This is a genomic window from Novosphingobium kaempferiae (assembly GCF_021227995.1).
Classification (GTDB): Bacteria; Pseudomonadota; Alphaproteobacteria; order Sphingomonadales; family Sphingomonadaceae; genus Novosphingobium; species Novosphingobium kaempferiae.
On sequence record NZ_CP089301.1, the window covers coordinates 5,584,876 to 5,606,944 of the forward strand.

17 protein-coding genes are annotated in these 22,069 nt (G+C 63.4%); 5 read left to right on the forward strand and 12 right to left on the reverse strand.

Features of this window, described 5'->3' with window-relative positions; all coding sequences use genetic code 11:
* Nucleotides 1-3 precede the first annotated feature (3 nt).
* Nucleotides 4-984, reverse strand: coding sequence for a sensor domain-containing diguanylate cyclase (locus tag LO787_RS25540; protein ID WP_232496422.1), 981 nt, complete (start codon nucleotides 982-984; stop codon nucleotides 4-6).
* A 223-nt stretch (nucleotides 985-1,207) separates the two neighbouring features.
* Here LO787_RS25540 and LO787_RS25545 point away from each other — a divergent pair, with 223 nt between their 5' ends.
* Together LO787_RS25545 and LO787_RS25550 are read left to right on the forward strand one after the other, a co-directional pair.
* Nucleotides 1,208-2,842 carry an alpha-D-glucose phosphate-specific phosphoglucomutase gene (locus LO787_RS25545; RefSeq protein ID WP_232493762.1) on the forward strand — a complete coding sequence of 545 codons (1,635 nt, stop codon included), beginning with the start codon at nucleotides 1,208-1,210 and terminating at the stop codon, nucleotides 2,840-2,842.
* Between the two features lie 107 nt (nucleotides 2,843-2,949).
* Nucleotides 2,950-3,702 (forward strand): DUF695 domain-containing protein, encoded by a 753-nt coding sequence (locus tag LO787_RS25550; protein ID WP_232493763.1) that lies wholly within the window; start codon nucleotides 2,950-2,952, stop codon nucleotides 3,700-3,702.
* A 185-nt stretch (nucleotides 3,703-3,887) separates the two neighbouring features.
* Here the strand turns inward: LO787_RS25550 and LO787_RS25555 are convergent, their stop codons facing one another.
* From LO787_RS25555 to LO787_RS25580, 6 genes are all read right to left on the reverse strand, one after another.
* The gene (locus LO787_RS25555; protein WP_232493764.1) at nucleotides 3,888-5,351 is read right to left on the reverse strand and encodes a CYTH and CHAD domain-containing protein; all 1,464 of its coding nucleotides are present in this window, start codon (nucleotides 5,349-5,351) and stop codon (nucleotides 3,888-3,890) included.
* A gap of 86 nt (nucleotides 5,352-5,437) precedes the next feature.
* Nucleotides 5,438-5,884, reverse strand: a complete 447-nt coding sequence (locus LO787_RS25560) for a barstar family protein (RefSeq protein WP_232493765.1) — start codon at nucleotides 5,882-5,884, stop codon at nucleotides 5,438-5,440.
* Entirely contained in the window at nucleotides 5,881-6,678 is a 798-nt protein-coding gene (locus LO787_RS25565; RefSeq protein ID WP_232493766.1) for an extracellular catalytic domain type 1 short-chain-length polyhydroxyalkanoate depolymerase, read from the reverse strand. Before LO787_RS25565 ends, LO787_RS25560 begins: the two co-directional genes overlap by 4 nt.
* 591 nt (nucleotides 6,679-7,269) lie before the next feature.
* The gene (locus tag LO787_RS25570) at nucleotides 7,270-8,751 is read right to left on the reverse strand and encodes a hypothetical protein (RefSeq protein ID WP_232493767.1); all 1,482 of its coding nucleotides are present in this window, start codon (nucleotides 8,749-8,751) and stop codon (nucleotides 7,270-7,272) included.
* A gap of 24 nt (nucleotides 8,752-8,775) precedes the next feature.
* Nucleotides 8,776-9,873, reverse strand: a complete 1,098-nt coding sequence (locus tag LO787_RS25575; RefSeq protein WP_232493768.1) for a hypothetical protein — start codon at nucleotides 9,871-9,873, stop codon at nucleotides 8,776-8,778.
* Nucleotides 9,827-10,228, reverse strand: a complete 402-nt coding sequence (locus tag LO787_RS25580; protein ID WP_232493769.1) for a hypothetical protein — start codon at nucleotides 10,226-10,228, stop codon at nucleotides 9,827-9,829. Before LO787_RS25580 ends, LO787_RS25575 begins: the two co-directional genes overlap by 47 nt.
* On the opposite strand from LO787_RS25580, the gene LO787_RS25585 reads away from it, so the two are divergent.
* Nucleotides 10,217-10,357 carry a hypothetical protein gene (locus tag LO787_RS25585; protein WP_232493770.1) on the forward strand — a complete coding sequence of 47 codons (141 nt, stop codon included), beginning with the start codon at nucleotides 10,217-10,219 and terminating at the stop codon, nucleotides 10,355-10,357. The genes LO787_RS25580 and LO787_RS25585 overlap by 12 nt on opposite strands.
* A gap of 29 nt (nucleotides 10,358-10,386) precedes the next feature.
* Here LO787_RS25585 and LO787_RS25590 read toward each other — a convergent pair whose 3' ends face one another.
* The 5 genes from LO787_RS25590 to LO787_RS25610 all read right to left on the reverse strand — a co-directional run bounded on the left by LO787_RS25590 (nucleotide 10,387) and on the right by LO787_RS25610 (nucleotide 20,316).
* On the reverse strand, nucleotides 10,387-11,457 hold the full coding sequence (locus LO787_RS25590) for a hypothetical protein (protein ID WP_232493771.1): 1,071 nt from the start codon (nucleotides 11,455-11,457) through the stop codon (nucleotides 10,387-10,389).
* A gap of 24 nt (nucleotides 11,458-11,481) precedes the next feature.
* The gene (locus tag LO787_RS25595; protein WP_232493772.1) at nucleotides 11,482-13,110 is read right to left on the reverse strand and encodes an alkaline phosphatase D family protein; all 1,629 of its coding nucleotides are present in this window, start codon (nucleotides 13,108-13,110) and stop codon (nucleotides 11,482-11,484) included.
* 67 nt (nucleotides 13,111-13,177) lie between these two features.
* Complete coding sequence (locus LO787_RS25600) at nucleotides 13,178-16,198, reverse strand: TonB-dependent receptor (protein ID WP_232493773.1); 3,021 nt, start codon at nucleotides 16,196-16,198, stop codon at nucleotides 13,178-13,180.
* A 69-nt stretch (nucleotides 16,199-16,267) separates the two neighbouring features.
* Entirely contained in the window at nucleotides 16,268-17,701 is a 1,434-nt protein-coding gene (locus LO787_RS25605; RefSeq protein WP_232493774.1) for an alkaline phosphatase family protein, read from the reverse strand.
* An 11-nt stretch (nucleotides 17,702-17,712) separates the two neighbouring features.
* A complete protein-coding gene (locus tag LO787_RS25610) occupies nucleotides 17,713-20,316 on the reverse strand; it encodes a TonB-dependent receptor (RefSeq protein ID WP_232493775.1) in 2,604 nt (867 codons plus the stop codon).
* A gap of 246 nt (nucleotides 20,317-20,562) precedes the next feature.
* On the opposite strand from LO787_RS25610, the gene LO787_RS25615 reads away from it, so the two are divergent.
* A complete protein-coding gene (locus tag LO787_RS25615; RefSeq protein ID WP_232493776.1) occupies nucleotides 20,563-21,132 on the forward strand; it encodes an RNA polymerase sigma factor in 570 nt (189 codons plus the stop codon).
* A complete protein-coding gene (locus LO787_RS25620) occupies nucleotides 21,129-22,061 on the forward strand; it encodes a FecR family protein (RefSeq protein WP_232493777.1) in 933 nt (310 codons plus the stop codon). Before LO787_RS25615 ends, LO787_RS25620 begins: the two co-directional genes overlap by 4 nt.
* Nucleotides 22,062-22,069 lie beyond the last annotated feature (8 nt).

The window sequence follows — 22,069 nt, forward strand, 5'->3', positions numbered from 1 at the left end:
GCCTCAGCCTACCACGCAGCGATTCCGGCCACCGCGCTTGGCGCGATAGAGCGGACCATCGGCGCGGGCGATCCATTCCTCGGCGACGGTCACGCTCTGGTCGAGGACGGCGATACCGAAGCTGGCCGTCACCGAAATCGTGTTGTTCGGCGCGGCCACGATGGGCCGCGATGCGACCGCCGTGCGGAAACGTTCGGCTGCGGCCAGTGCGTCGGCGATCCCGGTTTCGGGCAGCAGCATCGCGAATTCCTCGCCGCCGAGCCTGCCGAGCACATCGGCGGAGCGGCCCGCTGCGGAAAGCGTCGCGGACAGATCGCGCAGCACCGCGTCTCCTGCCGGATGGCCCCATGTGTCGTTGACCGACTTGAAGTGATCGACATCGATCAGCACCAGTGATGCGGTCCGCCCGTAGCGGTGGCAGCGCGCGATTTCCTGGTTCACCTTCTCGATGAACCCGCGCCGGGTGAGCGCGCCGGTAAGCTGGTCGCGCTCGGCAATGCGGCGCAGTTCCATCTCGTTGACGACGATGCGCGCGAAGTTGCGCAGGATGTCGAGTTCGCTGTCCGTGAACTCGCGGGTCTTGGTGTCCACCGCGCACAGGGCGCCGACGTTGTAGCCGTCGGACGTCACCAGCGGCACGCCCGCATAGGCACGCACCCAGGGATCCTGCGTGACGGCGGGGTAATCGGCGACGCGCGAATCCTGCGTCGCGTCGGGGATGAGCAGGGGGGCGTTCTGCTGGATGGCATGGGCGCAGAACGATTCGCTGCGCGGCGTCTCCTGCGCGTCGATGCCCTCGATCGCCTTGAACCACTGGCGGTCCTTGTCCACCAGCGTGACCGCGGAAATCGGCACGCCGAGCACGGTTCGTACCAGATTCACGACGTTGTCGAACGCCTCTTCGCGCGGCGTATCGAGAATGGCGAGGCGCTTGAGCGCGGCGAGACGGGCGGCTTCGTCGTGCAGGGCGGTGTCGACATGCATCCGGAAAATACTCTTGCGGCGCGCCGGGATCCTCGGCGCAAGGTCGGGGTTCAGGTAGCCTTGCATGGATACATAGGCGACAGTTAACGAACTCGGAACGGCTGCAACCGATTGGCGCCTGTCGCATTGGGCAAGCAACCGTTTGACAATGCGCGCACCGACACGAAAGTGTCGCCTCGTGCGCACATGACGGCATGTGCAGAGCTATTTGGAGACGCCTTCCTTGACCCAGATCGTGACCGTCCCGACCACGCCGTTCGAAGGACAGGCCCCCGGCACTTCTGGTCTTCGTAAGAAAGTGAAAGTTTTTCAACAACCTGGCTATGCAGAGAACTTCATCCAGTCGGTCTTCGACGTGGTGAAGCCGCAGCCCGGCGCGGTCCTCGTGATCGGCGGAGACGGGCGCTATCACAACCGCACGGTGATCCAGCAGGCGATCCGCATGGCCGCCGCCAACGGCTATGCGCGGGTCTTGGTGGGGCAGGGCGGCATCCTTTCGACCCCCGCCGCCAGCCATGTCATCCGCAAGTACAGGGCGAGCGGCGGACTGGTGCTCTCGGCCAGCCACAACCCCGGCGGACCCGACGAAGACTTTGGAATCAAATACAATATCGCCAACGGCGGACCCGCTCCGGAGAGTGTGACCGACGCGGTACTGAACGGTACCAAGACCATCCAGAAGTGGTACACGGTCGACACCGGGGACGTCGATCTCGACGCCGTGGGCGAGGTCGAGGTCGCCGGAATGACCGTTCAGGTCATCGACCCCGTTTCCGACTACGCCGACCTCATGGAAGAGCTGTTCGACTTCGACGCCATCCGTAAGATCGTCGCCTCGGGCTTCACCATGCGCATGGATTCGATGAGCGCGGTCACCGGCCCCTATGCCATCGAGATTCTCGAACGCCGCCTCGGCTTCGCGTCCGGCACCGTGGTCAACGGCACGCCGCTGGAGGACTTCGGTGGACATCACCCCGATCCGAACCTGATTCATGCCAGGGACCTCTATGACCTGATGATGTCCGAGGACGCGCCGGATCTTGGCGCGGCGTCGGACGGGGACGGGGACCGCAACCTCATCATCGGGCGCGGGCGCTTCATCACGCCGTCGGACTCGCTGGCGATGCTGGCCGCCAACATCGAGATCGCCCCGGCCTATCGCGGGCGGCTGGCGGGCATCGCCCGCTCCATGCCGACCAGCGCCGCCGCCGATCGCGTGGCCGAGGGGCTGGGCGTGCCGGTGTTCGAGACGCCGACCGGCTGGAAGTTCTTCGGCAACCTGCTCGACGCGGGCAAGGTGACGATCTGCGGCGAGGAAAGCGCGGGCACCGGCTCCGACCACGTCCGCGAGAAGGACGGGCTGTGGGCGGTGCTGCTCTGGCTCAACATCCTGGCGGTGCGCGGCATCAGCGTCGACGACCTCGCCCGCGAGCACTGGGCGCGCTACGGTCGCAACTACTACGCGCGCCACGATTACGAGGGCATCGCCACCGAGGGCGCCAACGCGCTGATGGATGGCCTCAAGGCGCAACTGGCCACGCTGCCCGCCCAGACTTTCGGCCCGCTGAGCGTCAGCCATGCGGACAGTTTCTCCTACACGGACCCGGTGGACGGATCGACCAGCGCCAATCAAGGCATCCGCGTGCTGTTCGAGGACGGCAGCCGCATCGTCTTCCGCCTCTCCGGCACCGGCACGCAAGGCGCCACCCTGCGCGTCTACCTCGAACGCTACGAGCCGCGCTTCGGTGACGTCGACGCCGAGACCGGCGCCATGCTGGAACACCAGATCGCCGCTGCCGAGGCCATTGCCGGGATCGAGGCGCATACGGGGCGGACGGCGCCGGATGTGATTACCTGAGGGGGCTTCTCGACCGGAATCGATGTTTCCGTTGTTGGTCGTGACGCGGCCGCAATGATTGGATGTGCTCAGCTATCACTTTGATTCGATGAGGCGGAACCGACTGAATGTCAGATAACTGGAACTTCTACCCGCTGCTCGTCGATGACGAACCTGCATCGATCTTCGTCGATATCGGCATTGCTGGATCGGTGCCGATGACTGACTTCCCGAACATGGCATACCTGCGCGTCCGGATGCAGCAGCCGCGCCCCGATGGTCTGTCCAGCCAGGATGAATATGAAACGTTGATCGCGCTTGAGAACGACATTTCGAGCGCGATCGATGGCGATGATCGCTCGATCTACGTCGGGCGCAACACCTCGGGCGGAAACCGGGATTTCTACTTCTACACGCGTGATGACCGGATCGAGAGCACTCTCGATGCCGTCATGCGGAACTGGAAGCACTACGAGTATGATACCGGCACCCGTCCCGACCCGGAATGGGCTACGTATCGCGGCTTCCTGTATCCATCGCCTGAAGACCTTCAGCGGATGGCAAATCGCGACGTGACAGCGCGTCTGGTCGAGAATGGCGACCATCCCGACGTCGCTCGGACCATCGATCATTTCGCATTTTTCAGAACCGAGCGGGACAGGGACGCTTTCTCGCAATTCCTCGTTGCCGAAGGGTATCATGTCACGGGAGCGACGACGGCGGAGAATGGCGAATTCCAGATCGCATTCGAACGGACCGACAGCCCCGATCACATCGATGAGATTACCATTGCCTTGTGTCGGGCAGCGTCGAACAACAACGGTGATTATGATGGCTGGGGCTGCGTTGTAGTGCCGGAGCCGGCGGTGCCTGCAACTTAGTCTGTAGCGGAGCCGGTTCCTCCCCCTTGGGGGAGGGGGACCATGCGTAGCATGGTGGAGGGGCACCCTCGGGGGGACAATATCGTACCTTCCTACTTGGGGGCCAACAAAGCAGACAGGCTGCACCTGGGGAATGGAGATCGGGCACTAAGCGTCCGAGATGGGTCGACATCGGGAGGTGGCCACTATGTCCAGAACCGCTTGCTGTCGATCAGCGTATCGTGCTGCTCTGCGGCCTGCTCCAGCAGGGCGGCTCGAGCCTTCGGGTCTGCCGCCCGCTTCTCCGCATTCGCGCTGGTCACGCCCAGCCGTCGCAGCGTTGCGGACGCGGCGGACAAGTCGTTTAGGTCGCCCAGGCTGTCCTGCAGTCCTTCGAGTGCTGACAGGAACCGTTTGAATCGCCTGTGATCGCGCTTGCGGTCATACAGCGCGGCGAAGAATTCCGTCGCGTAGCGCAACTTCTTGGCCGTCTTGCGCAGTTCGTGACGGCTCTCGTCATCCAGAGCCTCAAGCTCGTGGCCCTGCCTCTTCACTTTCTTGCGCAGCTTGCGCAAGGTTTCTGCCGCCAATCCGAGCACCGGGGTTGTCCGTGCCTCGGCATTGGCATCGTCGCGCAGCCACTCGCCCATGCTCAGCCATTCGACGAGATCGATCATGAGGCCACGCGCCCGCGCCGATTGCAGGGCGATTTCCACGGTGTCGTAGGCCGCCGTCCGGGCTTCCAGCAACTGTGCCCTGACGTCCTCTTCCTTGGTGCGCTTGAGCAGCACGTCTATGTCGCGGGCCTTACCGAGTTCGGCCGCCAGCCAGCGCAGTTCCGCGTTCAGCCTTGGCAGCGCGCGATCGGTGAACACGCTCTTGTGAATGGTGAGCGCCGAGCGCATGCGCCGGATCGCCACCCGCGCCTGATGGAGCGCTGCCGTATCCCGGTGGTCCAGCACCAGCGGCACGTTCAGCCGATAGTGGCGCAGGCAGGCGAAACCGATGGCCTGCAGGGCACTGGCGGCAGTCATGTTCTCGTCCAGTGCAACGCGGTGCGCCTTGGAGGCGGCAAGCGCGGGGCCAAGCAGCCTGTAGCCGCGCTCAGCCTTGCTTATCACGCCGAGCTGGACGGGTGCGGACGCGTCGATTTTCCGAGCCAGCGCGAAGATCGTGGCCGGATCGCCGCTCTTGTGCTCCAGTTCGACCTCGACAAATGTTGTCTCGCGATCTCCGGCAATCACGCGGCCTTCATCAAGCGAAATCTCGATGCCGCCGATCATCCACTGGCGGCGTTGGTTCTCGACGATGAAGACAGGCGTGATCGCGTCGGCGCCGTTGCCGACCAAGGCCCTGACCGGGCTGGTATGATCGAGCACGGGCTCGTCGTGGGCGACGTCGCACTCCCACTCCGGGCGCACGAAAAGGCCGGCTGTGGCGCCCGAGGCCTTGACTGTCTGGACCCGGCGGTCGCCTTCCCTGCGGATGCGCAACGACAGCCCGCCGTGGAGCAGGGCCTGGTCGGGCGTATCGAAGTAGATGGCGCGTTGCGAAACGGTGATCGGTGCATCGGCCAGCAGGTCGGAGCCACCGAGAACTTCCATACCCGCCGCATCCAACTCCAGCTTGAGTTCCATTTCCATGCCTGCGGGCGGTTCGGGGGTCTTCATTTCGTCTCTCGTGCTACCTTATCGGTGACCAACGAACGGATGCGTAGATCGTGTCAGCATCGCCAGCGCTCGGTCGTGTCTCACGGTCATGCGGGTACGATCTCGATGTTGGGATGGTCCGCGAAGACTTGCATCACCACGTCGAAATAGGTGGTGCCTGCGCCGCTCTCCAGCGCTGCCAGTTGATCAACGATGGGCGAGCCGTTGAACATCGTTCTCGTGTCCAGTCGTGCGCGCAGGAATGCGCAAGTCGCTTCCCGACCGAGCGCGGCGCGCGTAGCGGCCATGTCCTTCCAGACGATGCGCACAGGCTCGCGGCCTTCGATGGCGCCGTAGCCGCCGTAAAGCACGTCGTTTAATGCATCGAGACTTTCGGCCAGCTCCCATGCTTCCCGGGCCATGAGCAATCGGTTTATCTGAGCGTAGAACGACGCAATGTCGGTGATTGCGTTGCCGTCTATCTCGAACTGCTTGTGAGGGATTGCGCCTCCGTCGTCCCGGCTTTGCGATGCAGATGTCGTTTCAGGCTTCAACTTGCCCTCCTTTGCGACAGGAAGAAGCGCATCATCTCCCGCGAGGCATTCGGCCCAAGCGGATCGGTGTAGGACGCGAAGGCGCTGCCGCCCGACCATTCATGGCCGCTTCCATGAATGGTCCAGTCCTCCAGCAGGATATTCCCGCTCGACGAGCGATAGACCTTGCGGGTGAAGTCCCGGCCCCTGTCGGATTTGCCGTAGTAAGTGCGCGAAATCAGCGCGCCGGGTTGCGAGCGCTCCAGCGTGTTGAGGAACCCCGCGGCATTGGAGGGGTGGACGACGCGGTCCTCGTCGCCATGGAAGACGATGGTGGGCAGGGGGCGGGTTGCCCTGCCGGTCGATCTGGCCCGTCCCTCCCCGCGCATGGCCGCGAGCGCCGAGGGCAAAGTCCGGATCGTGCCGCGCGCGACGCCGGAATGGACGCCGACTGCGGTGAACAGGTCCGGATAGGCGCTGCCGATGATCGCGGCAGCCGAACCGCCTGCTGAAATGCCCGCGATGAAGACCCGTTTCGGATTGCCTGCGGTAAGCGCGAGGACATGGCGGGTCAGCGCTGCGATCAGCGCCGGTTCGCCCGCACCCCGCGTCTGGTTTCTTGGCCGATGCCAGTTCCAGCATCGCGCCAGGTTCGCCCGCTGAGACTGCTGCGGATAGAGCACGAGGCAACCCAGTTCATCGGCGAGTTCGTTCATGCCGGTTCCGGTCGCGAAGTCCGACGCGGTCTGCGAACAGCCGTGCAGCATGACGACGAGGGGAAGGTTGCGGCGCTTCGAGCCGCGCGGCGTGTACAACCGGAAGTGGATCGTGCCGTGCGCGCAGTCGAACTCATGCGCGCCGAAGGTTCCCGGCGCCGGGCGCGCTTGCCGAGTTGCCGCAGGCTTTCCGCTGAGGCGTCGGGGTGCTTTTGGTGATCTGGGTTTGGCGGGCGCTCGGGGCTCCAAGCCGCCCTGCATGGCGATCAGTGCCGACATTGGACGGCCCTTGCGAAGGAGGCGTGCTGCTTTCGAGAGAGTCTTTAAGAAATCGGCCATTGCGCCTTGATTAGGCTTTCTTGCTTGCACTGAAGCGACAGAAGAGGCGAGCATCTCAGACCCGGAGCGGGATGTCACCCTTTGGCAGTAGACCTGCTGTTCTCCGCATGGCGATGCTCGGGCATCCAGGATGGGCAAGCAGACGGGTCGCACCTGGGAACGGAAAATCGGCGGCGGAGCGTCTGATAAGGGGCGAGCCTGCGGGACGGCAGACACTCGCCCCATCCAAGCCGTTCGACAGAGATCCTGGAACGCCCGGCAGAGGACATTCAGGTTGCCACTGGGGCGGGGATGAAGCCGCCATTCCTGAGGACAGCGGCGAACGCCGGCTTTCGAAGATGAACCAAAAAATCAAGTCACCGCGCGAGCTTCTATCTCTACTCTCCCATCGTTACTGAGCAACTTCCTCATGCTTGGATGAGGGCCGACCTGATCGAGCAGAAGATTAACACCCTCTGTTTGTAGAGGGCCTAGATAAAAGCCGTATTTGCGAGCAAGCGGCAGCGCGCCGCGCTCCTGAGTAGCTCGAATCCCCTCTTCTCCGAGCGCGGCCTCTACGCGTGCCGAAAGCATCCGTTCGATCATCTTGCTCCGGAGATGATCAATGCTCGTCGATACCAGAAAGCCGATGCCTGGGGTCAATTTTATCGCGTCAGTAGCGTAACCCAACATGAGGTCGCTGAGCATCTTGTAACCTATATATCTGCGCTTCATACGCAGTGCAGGCCCCATATATTTGGCCAGCGCTTTTACATAGTCTGTTCGGATTTTATAGGCAGTTTCAAAGTCACCGCCATTGGCGAAAAGCTCAAGCGCTGCGACATATCCGTTTCGGCTCTCGCGGACCTCATCGTCGCTATCGATGCTACGCACGAATCGGAAGTCTGTGCCGAACTCGATATCTGCAGGTAACGATACGATGAGCTGGTTGAACCGTGCGATGTGCGCATGGTCAATCTCGATCTCTTGGATATTCTCCCGGGGAGCCAAATCAGGAAAGACACTTACAAGCGCCGTCGATACGCCAACGTCGCGGGGCGCATCAGGCTTTGTCGGATTTGACCGTATCGAGTGTCCTGCCCCAGCAGCATAGGCGAAATGATAGGCCTCGTTTGCGATGTTCATGAGAACGGTAACGCGGTCATATCCCGGGAAGCGCACCAGGCGATCTGTCGGAATCCTAATCGCGCCTAATGCGCTCGGGTCGATGTCTCGTTGCGCGACATGTCGCCATGCATATTCTTCCCACAAGGAACGGGCAGCATCAAAACTGTCCTTGTCGATCGCATCGTCGAACATTCGGAAGACGGCATCAAAGTCCTCTCCGTTTTCACGAGGGATGACAGAATCCCGCTCTCGGCCCGGAAGCGCGGCGAGGCGGGCCATAAGCAGATAAAACAGGTGTCCCATATTCTTGTCTGCAGGCCAAGGTTGCGTATCCTGACGCACGCGCTGAGAGAGATAATCGAGTTGACGCCGCAAGCGGGGCCAGTCTTTCGTCTCGGTGATCGACCGATGTGAACGGACGCGTTCCGCCGTCTTCATGATACCTTGAGCGAGGTCCGCATCTCGGTTGCGGGAGAAAAGCCGGGCCACACCGGTCGTTAGCATGGCGCCGAGCAGCGATTTGTCTATGTTCTGGATGTCAGGAACCAACAGTGGGTTCGCGACGAGGTAGCCGTCATTTATCAGCAACTGTCTGCCGTAGATCGCCGAAGTGACGAGTTGTTGGCGAAGTGCCCTTAAATCGAGAGGGTTGGGCCAGGGATATCGGTCAACGACATCGTCAAGTGTACCATAGTAGGTAACCTGACGCTGGAACCCACTGAACATCGTTCGCCCCCAAACGAGAATCTCTTAAGTTCTTAGAATATCATGTGCCTGCTCCCGCGATACAAAAATCGAGCAAATCGAGCTATTATTCGATTTTCTGAAATCTTTGAAATTAAAGCAGGCAAGAATGGTTGAGCTATCAGCAAAATGAGGTTGAAGTACGAAGGCCGGAGCCACGGGAATACCGTCATCTCGGGAAAAAGGCACTAGAGCTGCCCGGTAGGCGGCCTGTGTATTCTCATCAAGCGGGCTGCGTAAAAATGCCCGGCGTATCCTCGACAAATTATGCTCCGGATTTGCAAGCGCATCGACAAGGCCATGAACCAATTCTTTTGCGATTGCGGATGGAAAAATGGAAATGTGCAGGGACGTCGGCATGCGCTCCATGCCAAGTAATCCCGAAGTATTATGGTTCAACAAGGTTGAAGCAAAAGCGCCATCCACCCTTTCGAGGGCTAGCGTAGCGGCAAAGTTCAGATGATAGATGATATTGCCCAGAACCATCGCGTCGTTCCGAGCTTCAAGATCGATCTCACGCGCGCGTACTGCCAAGGCAAGTAGGGCTTCCAATTGGGTGCGAGGCGCAAAGGGGTGCTCCTCAAGGAGCTCGATGAACCGCCGAAGTTGCAATGATGGAAAGCTTAGGGACGCCATCTGATCTGAGACAGGAGCGCTCTCCAGATGGGCGGCGGCGCGCAGCGCCAGCTGTCTAAAGCCAGGTGTCAAATCCGCTTTGGGCCAAGGCGCCGGTGACAAACGATCCAATTTTTCGGCGATCTCGACCCAATCCGGGGCTGCAATACGCGCGGCATGGCTGACTACACCGCTGGCAGCTCGCTGCTCAATCGAACGGCTCGGGCGACCCGCTGCAGAAAGCACCCGGAGAAAGCCAGTTTCGAGCATCCGACACAGAAGGCTGTTGGTGTTGCCCGCCATCTCAAGAAGAATGGGTTGGCTGGCAAGATAGCCGTCGTTAAGGAGCCCAATGCTGGTGCCAAGCAGATGGCGCAAGAGAATGGAATCGACGGCATCGAGGGCACGCTCTGACGCCCAGGGAAATCGATCTACCACATCATCAAATTCGCCAAGATAGGTCGGTGGGGTTAAAGAAAATTCGGCCATGACCCATTAGGGCACCGATACCGATCTCGAGCAAGTCTGTTGGTCCAGCACGGACAGATGGCAGCTTTTTCGGCGGGCGAATAACGCCTCCTGCCTCAAAGCGGTAGTTCATACCATGGATGGTGAACGGCGTTAGTTGCTCGCGAGCTGCCGGTTGCGGAACGTCAGGTTCAGAGCCGGAATATCCGGATAGCAGTCGCTCATACGGGTCGGCTTCCGCCCCTTCGCCGCCGTTCAGATGATGATTTTCACTCCTTGGGTGCGGACCGGCCTCTTTTCCAACTTGGCCGACTAACAGTGCCCGATAGGCCAATATCCTCTGTGTATTGAACTGATGCAGTGGATGCGCGAGCACGGCATCAAGGTGCCCCACCCCCAAGCGCGACCTCAACCGCGTGATACCGAGACGATGCGCGAAGTGATCGAGGCGCTGCGCAGTCGGAAGGACGATACGGGCGTGGATGACCACGGCTTTTCGGCCTGACAATCATTTGTCGGAGAAGCGCGACGTTCCTACGGCACGGGGGTGAACCCCGTTGCTGACGCTTTCGCCCAGCGCATCAGCTTGACCTCCGCGGCCTGCCCCTCGGGCGAGCGGGAGTTGACGGCAAGGTAGTAGAGACCTTGTCCCAACGGCTGGAGGCCGACGTCAGCCTTGCTGTTCCATCCCCGAATACCCGATGCCGGATGCTCCAGCCCATCGCGTGACAGAGGCAGTACGAGCCCCTGCTCTTCCTTGTCACCATTCTTGCCCGGGACGCCCGACAGGGCCCTGCGAGCCGGTTGGGCAAGCGCGTCTATCGCGAACAGCGAGTAGTTCGGAAACGAGGGTTTGGACCCCGTATAGACACCCATGAACCATCGTTTCAGGGTTTCATCGTAAGCGAGGTTTTGTACGCCGTAGCGCGTGTTGCCCGTCCTCACGAACACCTTGGTGCGCGGGCGCAGAGGGCCCTGCCGATGCGGCGGCCCTTCTTCAAGCGGGCGTGCGTGGCGAGCCCAGTCGCCCGCGTCGTACTGAAGCAGAACCTGATGATCGTTGTCGCTGCGCGCGTTGTCGCCGTAGATGCCGTAGGCTACCGTCAGGTAGTGCCGCCCATCGGCGCGCCCGAACGCCGGACCGAACGCCACTCCGTCGATGCCAGAACAACCGTAGCGATGGCCGGGCGCGGCATAGTCGCGGGTCACTTCGGGAAGGTAGACGGTCCGCAGGATATCGCTGCCCTGTGCCGGAATGCCGATCCGGTCGATGCGGCCGCCGTCGATGACCGCGATGTAGAACGCGTCCTGCTTGCCATACTCCAGCGAGCCGTAGACCTTGCCATCCGCCTCGTTGAAGTCGAGATCACCCAGGTGGCCCGTCCAGCCGACGAGCGTTCCCACCAACCTCCCCCGGAAATCGTATTTCGCCAGCATGTTGGTGAACGAATAGTAGATGTATCCGCTTTTGCGATCCACGGCGATGCCCTGAACGTGGCCCGACTTAAACGGGCCGGCCAGTTGGCGCTTGGGAAAGACCGGATCGGGTGTAGCCGCAGCAGGGGCGGCAACGGCAAGCAGGGTAGAGATCAGCAGACGTCTCATGCGGATGGGCTCCCGGTGCCGTGGTCAGGCGGAGAAGACGCGGCGACCGCGCTCGACCGACATGCGATGCGTGCCGGACAGGGCGAGGTCTGGCTGTTGCACGGTGCGCATGAACAGCCATTCGCCGGTGACGCGTTCCGGGGTGACGTCGATCATCATGTAACCGCGCCGGCTGGTGTCGGCGAACTTCATCTCCGGGTTGGCCGCGATGAAGCCGGCCGCCGCGATCGCGGGATCGACGCCAAGGTCACCTTCCATGCCGCCCGAAGTCACCGCCTGCCCGGCGAACTCAACGCCTGCCGCCTTGCCGTCCTCAACCAGCGCATAGGCCCATGCGTTGTGGCTGTCGCCGGCGAGCATGACGAGATCGGCGTCAGCCTGCTGCGCCGCATTGAGCAGCCGCGCGCGGGCGGCGGGGTAGCCGTCCCAGCGATCCATCCAGAGCGGCAGGCCGAGCGCTGCGGCGCGCACGCCGTTGCGGTAGCGATCGACGGTGCCCTTCTTCGCGTCCGGCTTGAGCCAGTCGGTGATCTGGCGGGGCATCACGGTGCGGCCGATGATCGTGCCCATGCCCACGAGTTGCCACGCGGTCGTCCGGGCGTTCGCCCTGAAGGCATGCGAAAGCCAGCTTTCCTGCGTCGTGCCCAGCATCGTCAGCGAGGGATCCTGCCAAGGACCGTCGCGGAAGGCCTTCAGCGCGTCGGGGTCGCCGGACTTGAACGCGGCGTTGATGTCGATCGGCCTGGTGCGGGCGAGCAGGCGGGATTCGGTGCGATAGAGCGTCGCCAGTGTGCCGATCGTGTAAGCCTTCCACGGCTCGTCCGACACCGGCATCCATTCGCGATAGACCTGCATCGCGGCGGCCCGGCGGATGTCCCAGGCGCCTTCCCTGTCGCTCTGGTGGTTGGCTGCGCCGCCTTCCCAGCTGTCGTTAGAGGATTCGTGGTCATCCCACAGCGCCACCATGGGCGCCTGCCGGTGCAAGCTCTGGAGGTCTGGATCGGCGCGGTAACAGGCGTAGCGCAGGCGATAGTCCGCGACCGCGAGGATTTCGTGGTCCGGCTCCAGCGTGCGCCCGTCGATGCCGGTGACCAGATTCACCGTCGCATTGCCGTTCTCATAGATATAGTCGCCCACGTGCAGCCACAGGTCGAGGTCGTCGCGCGCGGAGGCATGGGCATAGGCGTTGAAGCGGCCGTAAGGGAAGTTGGAGCAGGAAAACACGCCGAGGCCGAAGCGCCTGACGTCGCCCACCGGCAGGGTCTTGGTCCGGCCGACCGGCGACTTGCTGCCGTCCGGCGCGACGAAGCGATACCAGTATACGGTGCCGGGGCTGAGGCCGTCGACGGTGACCTTCGCGGTCCAGTCGCGATAGCCGCCGGTCCGTACCGAACCCGCAGGGACGGGCCTGGTGAACGCGGCATCCAGCGCGATCTCGGCATCAAGGCGCACGCTGTCCGCGTCGGTGGACGGCACGTAGCGCGTCCACAGCAGCATGGAATCCGAACCCGGCTCGCCGCTGGCGACGCCATGCGTGAAGCCCTGCGCCGCCAGCATCCCGGCCGCGAGCGCCCGGCCCGCGGGCAACATGAGCGCGCCGAGCCCGAGCCCGGCGCCAAGCACGAGCGAGCGGCGATCCGTCGTCAGAACCATGAAAATCGTCTCCGGTAAGGAATAAGGGCTCCCCCGCGCGAAAGCCGCGCGGGGGAGCAGGGGCAGATCAGAAGGTTGCCTTGATGCCGGCGTTCCACATCGATCCGTAGACTGTGTACTGGCGCACGCGGCTGCGCACGTTCGAGTAGACGATGTCGGGCGAGTTGAAGATGTTGCGACCGGCGATCAGCACCTCGAGGTTCCTGTTGACCTTGTAGCTGAGGCTCAGGTTCCAGAGCGCGCGGTCGGTATGGTAGAGGATGCCGTTGTTGGCCGTCGTCTCCGTGTTGCTGAGCGCGCTCATGCGATACTTCGACTGCCAGTTGCCCGTCAGTTGCAGGTCGAAGCCCGAGTGGCTGTAGCGCACGCCCCAGTTCGCCGACTGCTTGGGCATGTTCACGCGCGGGCCGTCGGTATCGATCAGCGTGACCGAACCGCGCAGGCCCAGCCCCTTCAGAGCGCCCGGCAGGAACGTCAGCTGCTGGTCGTACTCGAAGATCACGCCCGAGTTGGTGCTGGTGCCCGGAACGTTCTGCGCGCTGCGGAAGATATAGCCCGCGTATTCGTTCGGGTCGAAGCCGACCGCTGCCGGATCGACCTCGATGCCGGTGACCTGCATGTCCTTCAGGTCGAGCCGGTAGTAGGACACGCCGATGATGCCCGAGGGCTCAAGATAGTACTGCAGGCTCGCGAAGTACTTGGTCGAATGCTCGGGCTTGAGCAGCGGGTTGGGGACGTTGACGGTCTGGCTGTCGTCGTTGATCGACACCACGCCGCCCAGGTTGCCGTAGTCGGGGCGCAGGATCGACTGGCTGAAGGAGACCTGGCCGACGAGCTTGTCGGTGAAGTCGTACTTGAGACCGCCCGAGAGGAACCAGTCGTCGTATTTGCCGCGACGGGTGCCGTAAGTGCCGCCGTTGTACTGGTAGAGCAGCCCCTCGACCGTATTGGTCTTGTAGCCCGCCGCCTCCACTTCGCTGTCCGGGCGGATGTTGGCGACCTGCGCGCCGGTCCGGGTATTCTCGTAGCGAAGGCCGAGGTCGAACTTCAGTCGGCCAGCCTGCCCCTGGATCTCGGCGTAGGCGGAGTAGATGTCTTCCTTGACGCGCTTGTTGTTGTCCAGCTCACGCTTGAGGTTGCCGACCGTGTCGGGGACGAAGTATTCCGGATGCGCCTTGTAGATGTCGTACATCGCGTAGTTGCTGTCGGCGCGCCAGTTCTGGGCATTCATGTTGCCCGCGTCGAAGCCGATGATCTCGAACTTGTACTTGTCGGTGGCGGGGATCACCGCCTCGAGCGCCTTCTGCGAAAGGTCGCCCGTCGGACCGACGTACTGGAACTGGCTGTACGAACCCTCGTTCGTCCACCACTCGTTCACGCGGGCGCCCGCACCCGCCATGAAGGTGACCGGGACCGAACCGAATTCCACCTGCTTCTGAAGGTCGAGGTTACCGCCGTACATCTCGTTGCGCGCGTCGGATTCCGCCGTGCGGATGTTGTTGCCGATGTCGTCGTCGCGATTGTAGCTGTTGGGATCGCCCCATGGGCGGCCCGCAGTTTGCGTCAGCGTCCATGCGTTCGAGGTTTCCGAGGGCCGGTCCAGCGTGAAGCCGATGCGCGTCAGGCGCGTGTCGGTGCGCTGGAAGAAGCCCTTGCTGTTGTCGCGGAAATTGAACTCGGAACTGGAATAGCTGCCGCGCAACACGGCTTCCCAGGTATCGCTCTTGTATTCGATCTTGGGCGCGAGAAGCATCGCGGGCGTCCCGGCATAACGATGCGAATACTGCGTGTGCAGGCGCGTGTTGGTGCCGTTGGGATTGACGACGATATGGGTCGAGGTCGAATCCGGCGTGGCGTAGGAGCGGGTCGTGGTCCCGAAGATGAGGTAGGTGTACTGGTTGTAGTACTCGACCTCGTAAAACGAGTAGGTTCCGCGCAGCGACAGGGTCAGCTTGTCGGTCGCCTTGAAGTCCAGCGTCAGGTTGGCGGCGGTACGGCTGGTCTCCTTCGGCCCGGGGCGCCACATCACCTGATACGGGATCACCCGGCCATCGGCGAGGTAGGACCAGTCGGTCTGGATGCGGTCCTGCTGGACGTAGTTGGCGTTGTAGCTCGCGTTGAACGCCACGCCGAGCCGACCGTCGAGGAACACATCGCCATAGCCGAACGAAACCGAAGGCTTGATGGTGGCGTGCTTCTTGTCATCGGGCAGGTAGATCGAGTTGAAGAACCCGGAATCGGATGTGCCGACGCCGCCCACCTGGAGGCGAAGCAACCGGCCCTTGCGCTGGAACGCGTACTTGGAGCGCAGGTTGATCGTGCCGCCCGGCGCATCCGCGTCCATGCGCGCGGTGAGCGTGTTGTTCAGTTCGATCGACTCGATGCCGGTGATCGACATCTGCTCGAACGAGTTCTGGCGCCCGTTGTTGTTGTTCGAAGTCGCCGTCGCCATGCGGGCACCGTCGGTGGTGAACGTGGAGTACTTGGGATCGAGGCCGCCGATGCGCACGGCGGTCGCGTCAACCTCGGTGTAGTCGAGCGAGATGCCGGGCATCTGCTTCATGAACTCGCCCACGTCGCCCATGGTCAGCAGGCCGTAGTTGTCGGCGGCAACGACTGTCTTGGCATTGGTGGCGGCGCGGCGCTCCATGATCGCGGCTGCCTGACCGTCGCGGATCGCGGTGACGGTGATCGCGGCGCCGTCTACGCCGCTGGCGGCATCGAACGAGGGTGCGTTGAGGCGGAAATCGACATCGGAAGTCTCGCCGGGCGTCACCTGGACGACGATGGCCTGCTCCTGAAGGCCGGTATAGCGCACGATCACGCGCGCCTCGCCGGCGGGCACGTTGTTGAGGCGGAAGGAACCGCCTTCATCCGAATAGACGACGGTCTTCTCGCCCGCGAGGCGGACCTCGGCGTTGCGCACGTATTCGCCGGTGACGGTGTTGAACACGCGGCCGCGCACGGCGCCTTCCGCCTTCTGCGGCGCGGCAGCGCTGGCCGCCCTCTCCTGCGCCTGTACGGGCATGGCCTGCGCGATGGCGATTGCCGCCGCCCCGCAGCACAGGATCGAATACCGAGACTTCATGAACTTAACCCCCGAAAATCGCCGCAGTCGCGCGGCTCTCAAAAATCGATTGATGGAAACGACCCGCGCTCAGGCGATGCGGTTGCGCGTGCCCTGCTCCTGCACCGGCGGCAGTTGCGCGTCGGCGGGAAGCGGTGGCGAGGACAGGTGGCTCTTCGAATGCCGCCCCCGATGGAACAGCCCGGCGGTGCTGGGCAGTTGCGGCGCCTGCGCGGGCGCCTCACCGAAGCGGAACGCGGCGGTCAGGTCGCCGAAGGTGCGCCGCCGCCACGGTGAGATGTTGGGCTCGCGCACGCCCGTCACCTGCTCGAGAAGCTGGAGGACGGAGGTGTGGTCGAAGTTCTGGCTGCACACCCAGCCACCGGCCGTCCACGGCGAGGCGATGATGCACGGCACGCGGAACCCGGCGCCGATGGGCACGCCGTCGACGAACTCATGCGGCGTGCCCGCAGGTGCGACCGGAGGGGCAACGTGGTCGAACAGGCCGTCGTTCTCGTCGTAGTTGATGATGAAGGCGGTCTTTGCCCAGACATCCGGATTGGCGGCGAGCGCATCGAGCTTGCCCGCGATGAACTCCGCACCCGCCGATGGGATCGAGTTGTGCGGATGCTCCGAGGCCTCGTTGGTCGGGCACAGCCACGTCACCGTGGGCAGGCGATCGTGCATCACGTCCCATTCGAACTCACCGTCCGAAGCCGAAGGCATGCCCTTCGACCGCAGCGGTGAGCCGGGCGCAGAATCCATGAACTGCCGGAACAGGCGCAGCACGTTGAAGCCGGTGCCGTCGTCCGCGTGCTGGTAGACCTTCCAGCTCACGCCCGCTTCCTCCAGACGCTCTGCATAGGTCTTCCAGCGCAGGCCTTCCGGCGGGGTCTTCTGCGTGGTGTGCGGACCACCTGCCAGACCGTCCGGGTCGATCGTGCCGGTCAGGTAGTAGAGCCGGTTGGGCCGCGTCGAACTGAGGACGGAGCAGTGATAGCCATCGCAGATCGTGAAGGCATCGGCCAGCGCGTGATGGAACGGGATGTCCTCGCGCTTGAAGTAGCCCATCGTGTACGGACCGTGATCGCCGTCCGCAGCGCGGTGGGCGGGCAGCCAGTTGTCCATCCGGCCCCCGTTCCACGCCGCATGCTGCGTCGCCCAGGCATGACTGGTAGAGGGGATGAGTTCGGCGTGGTTCGCTGTGTCCAGATGGAAGGGCAGCATGTAGCCGTCCGGGTTCAGCGCATCCGGCTGATGGAACACGCTGCGCCCGGTCGACAGCGTCATGGCGGTGGGATCGCCGAAACCGCGCACGCCCGGCAGCGTGCCGAAGTAATGGTCGAAGGACCGGTTCTCCAGCATCAGCATGACAACATGCTTGATGTCGCGGATGGAGCCGCTCCGGCGCAGCCCCTGCGCCAGCACCTTCTGCACGTTGGGCGGCATCAGCGTGGCCCCGGCCGAGAAGGCAAGGCCCTGCGCGGACTTCTGCAGCAGGCGGCGGCGGGTGAAGCTGGTCATCCTCCCGCCCCTCAGTGCTTGAACACGATGTCGAGGAAGAACTTGCGGTCCTGGCTCAGCGTGTAGCGCTCGGAATAATACCCGTGCATCATCGAGTAATCGTCGCCGAGGAGGTTGTTCGCCTCCAGCTTGACGATCAGGTTCGGCGTGATCGGCAGACGCAGGGAGGCGTCCATCTGGCCCCGCGCCTTGAGCACGTAGTCCGCATAAGGCTGCGCGTTGACGGTATTGAGGTTCCGGTCCGCCCAGCGGTAGGCGACGCGGATCTCGCCATCGTTGAAGATGCGGTAGAACACGCTGCCGTTGATGACCCAGTCCGGCTGGAACAGCAGGTTGTCGCGCTTGATGCGGTTCTCGCCGTTCATGTAGCTCATGTGCGCCCACATGCGCGCCACGTTGAACGAGACGCCCAGCCGGTCCTTCAGCGGACCGGGCAGCCAGCCGATCCCGTTGTCGATGAACTGGAACTCGATGCCCTTCAGCGAGGCGCTGGTGGCGTTGAGCGGGGTGGTGACGTCGTAGATCACCCCATTGCGTTCCTGCTGCGTGCGCAGGTCGAAGATCTCGTCGTCGATCTTCTTGTAGAACCCGCTCACCGCGACGAGACCGTTGCCGCCGTTGAAGTACTGCTCCAGCGCCACGTCGAAGTTGTTGGCCTTGCGCGGCTTGAGGTCGGGGTTGCCCTTGGTGATCGTCAGGCTCTCGTTGTTGACGAGTTCGGCCTGCGCGATGTCCGAGAACGCCGGGCGGCCGAGCGACTTCGAATAGGCGGCCCGCAGGCGCAGGCTGTCGCCAAGGTCATGCGTGAGGCTGGCGGAAGGCAGCGCATAGCGGTAGCCGCCGTTGTAGACCTGCATGGTGCCGTCGTAGACGCTGCCAACCCGCTGCGGGACGTCGGCGCGGTAGTCCACGTCCTCCAGTCGCACGCCCGCGATCAGGCGCGTGCGCTCGGTCGCGAACATGGCGCTGGCGTAGCCGGCAAGGATGGTTTCGCGATAGCCGTAGTCGCTGGCGTAGGAGGCGCTCAGGCTCGACGCCTGGTTGACGGTGAGCGACGGCTTCACGCTCGCGTTGAACTTCGCGAGGTCGACGTAGACGGTGCGGTACGGGAAGCCGAACGAGACCTCGTCCGGCACGAAGCCGATGTCGCCCAGCCCACCGTTGGGCTTGTTGTAGTTGATCGTCGTCTGGTCGCGCACAGCATCGACCGTCCGCGCATCGAAGCCCACCGCGAAGCCGAAGCCGAGCGTATCGCCGCCGTAGTTGTGGTTCAGGTCGGCGCGGCCCTCCCAGGATTCGAAATCCGCCCTGTTGGTGATGTCCGCCGCCGAATAACCGGAGAAGTTGGCGATGTTGACCATGTCCGCCGGGTTCTCGAACACGAAGGTCGGACGCGGATCGGTCATGTCCACGGTGACGTAATCGGCCTTGGGGCTGTACGAATAGCCGACGCCGAGGTCGGTGTTGCGGAAGGTGGAGAGGCCGTAGCCGCCGCGCACTTCCAGCACGGTCGCCGGGTCGATCTCCCACTTGCCCTTGAGGATGCTGCCGCGGAACTCGGTCTTGAACCGGTCGTAGTCCACGAAGGGGCGGATCACGCCGATCTTCATGCGCGCCACGGTGGGGCTGAGATACTGGGGGCTGGCGATGCTGTCGACGCGGTAGTCGTTGAGCGTCTGGTCCTCGTCCTGGCGGTAGTCGAACACCGATGCGGTCAGCGTCAGGTTCGGCGCGGCGCGGTATTCGAGGCCGAGATAGCCGCCGTAGAGCTTGCGGAACTTGGTGTAGTTCAGCGTGCGGATACGGTTCGGCATCGCGGCGTTGCCGTCCCAGTCGGACAGGTCTTCCGCCGCCGCCTTGCCCGCGGCGTTGAGGTAGGTGCGGGCGTTGATGTTGGGCTTGGAAGCGGTCCAGCTTTCCTGCGTGTAGACCGCACTGGCGACCACGCCGAACTGGCTTTCGGACCCGAACCGCTTGACCCACAGCCCTTTGAGCGTGCCGCCGAACTTCGTATCGACATAGTCGCCCAGGCTGTTCCTCGCGTAGACGTCGGTGGAACTGGGCCGGTACTGCGCCCGGGCGCTGACATACCACTGGTCACGTCCTTCGAGCGCGCTGTAGGGTACGATGTTGGTCGCACCGCCGATCACGCCGCCGTCGATGTCAGGGGTGAAGGTCTTGAAGACCTGTGTGGTCTGCGCGACCTGCGTCGGGATCAGCGCAAGATCCACGCGACGGCTGCCCGCCCCGTCGTTTGCAGCGGAGAACATGCCGATCCCATCGAACGACACGAAGTTGAGATCGGGCGAGATACCGCGGATCGACATGTATTTCGCGGTCTGCTCGCCATAGAGCGTCTGCATGTCGTTGACGCCGGGCAGGCGGATGAGCGCCTCGGCCACGGTTTCGTCGGCAAGATCGCCGGTATCGTCCTGGCTGACCGAGTCGACGACGCCCAGCCCTTCGCGCCGCTGGGTGATCGCCTCCTTGTTGCGCAGGGCGCTGCCGGTGACGACGATCTCGCCGGAAGGTTCCTCCTCAGCGAAAGCGGGCTGGATCGTGGCGAGCGCGACTGCGCCGAGCGATGCGAAATTCAGGTAGCGATGAAACGTCATGGCAAATGGCCCCCCTGCACAGCGCAGACAGCCCTGAGACGACGTTCCAGAAAGTTTCCGTCACCAGAAATTAAATTACATTTTAAGGTCTATTTTATTACATTTTTGCGTAACCCACCGGGCAGTGCCGTCTCTGCCAGAAATGTAATCGTCCCGTCACACAACGAAGCCTAGGGGCGCGGAGCATCGTCGGCAGGGTCTGACGACGCGGACAAGAACATCGGGATTCGGGCGCGGGCATTTTCCATGACGGCTCAACGCGACAGCATTGCGAGGTGGGTGGCGCGGGAAATCCTGCCCCACGAAACCGCCGTCCGTGGTTGGCTGGCGCGTCGCTATGGGCCCTCGCTCGACGTCGACGACGTGGTGCAGGAGGCCTATTGCCGCCTCGCCGCGCTGGAATCGGTGGCGCACATCGAGAACGGGCGCGCCTATTTCTTCACCACCGCGCGCTCGATCGCGATGGACACGTTCCGGCGCGGAAAGGTAGCCGGCGAAAAAACCGTGACGGAAATCGAGCTGCACGGCGTCGAGGATGATTATCCCCGTGCCGACCGTGCGGCGGAAGCCAGGCAGGAGTTGTTGCGCATCGACGGGTATCTATCGACGGTATCGCTCACCTGCCGCCGCGTCATCGAACTGCGCCGCCTGCACGGGCTGTCGCAAAAGGAGACCGCGCAGCGGCTGGGCATCAGCGAACACAGCGTGGAAAACCACGTCACGCGCGGCATCCGCCGGGTGATGAAGATGCTTGCCGACGAAGACCGGGTCAGTGACATGCAGGAGCCCGACCGGGCAGGAGGCGGACGCCCTTGACCGACACCGAGACACGCGAGCGCATGGATGCGACGGCGGCAGAATGGGCCGCACGCAATGCCCTCTCGGACATGACCGATGCCGAACGGGCCGAGCTTGAAACGTGGCTGGCCCAGGACCGGCTGCACGCGGGCGCCTACCTGCGCGCGCAGGCAGCGTACTTCGCAATGGAGGACGCCGCGCTGGCCGCTCCGATGCCGACTGCCAGCAACGACGACGAGCCGGGCGGCGACACAGTCCATCCGCGCCTCCCGCGCCGGGCCTTTGCGATCGGTCTTGCGGTCGCGGCCAGCGCCGCCGCGCTCGTCTTCGCACTGCCGGTGATGCAATCGTCGCCCGCAACATCCGTACAGACGAAGGAGCTGGCGGACGGATCGTCAGTCGATCTCGGCAGCGATGGCGCCATCGCCTCGGCCTTCGACGGGCACTTCCGGCATATCACCCTCCAGCGCGGAGAGGCGACGTTCCATGTCGCGAAGGACCGCTCGCGGCCTTTCATCGTGCGTTCGGGTCAGGTCTATGCCGAGGCGACGGGCACGGTCTACTCGGTCCGCCGCGTGGGCGAGAACGGCGGCATGGTCCGCGTCACCGAAGGCACGGTCCGGGTCTGGGCCGAGGGTGCGCGCGACAAGGCGGTGATGCTCCATGCGGGCAATGCGCTTACGCTCGACCCGGCGGGCACTCCCAGGGCTTCCCTGCGCCCGGCGCAAAGCTTCTGGTTCGACGACACGTCGATCGGCGAGGCTGCCGCACGGTTCAACCGGGTCAATTCCACGCGCATCGTCATCGCGGATCCGGCAATCGGTGAAATGACCATCGTCGGCCGCTTCAAGCCGGACCGTCCTGCCGAGTTCGCGAGAGCGGCCGCCGCCCTCACCGGCGCGCGCGTCAGCGAGCGCGATGGAATGCTCGTCATCGAGAAGAAATGAGCCGGGCA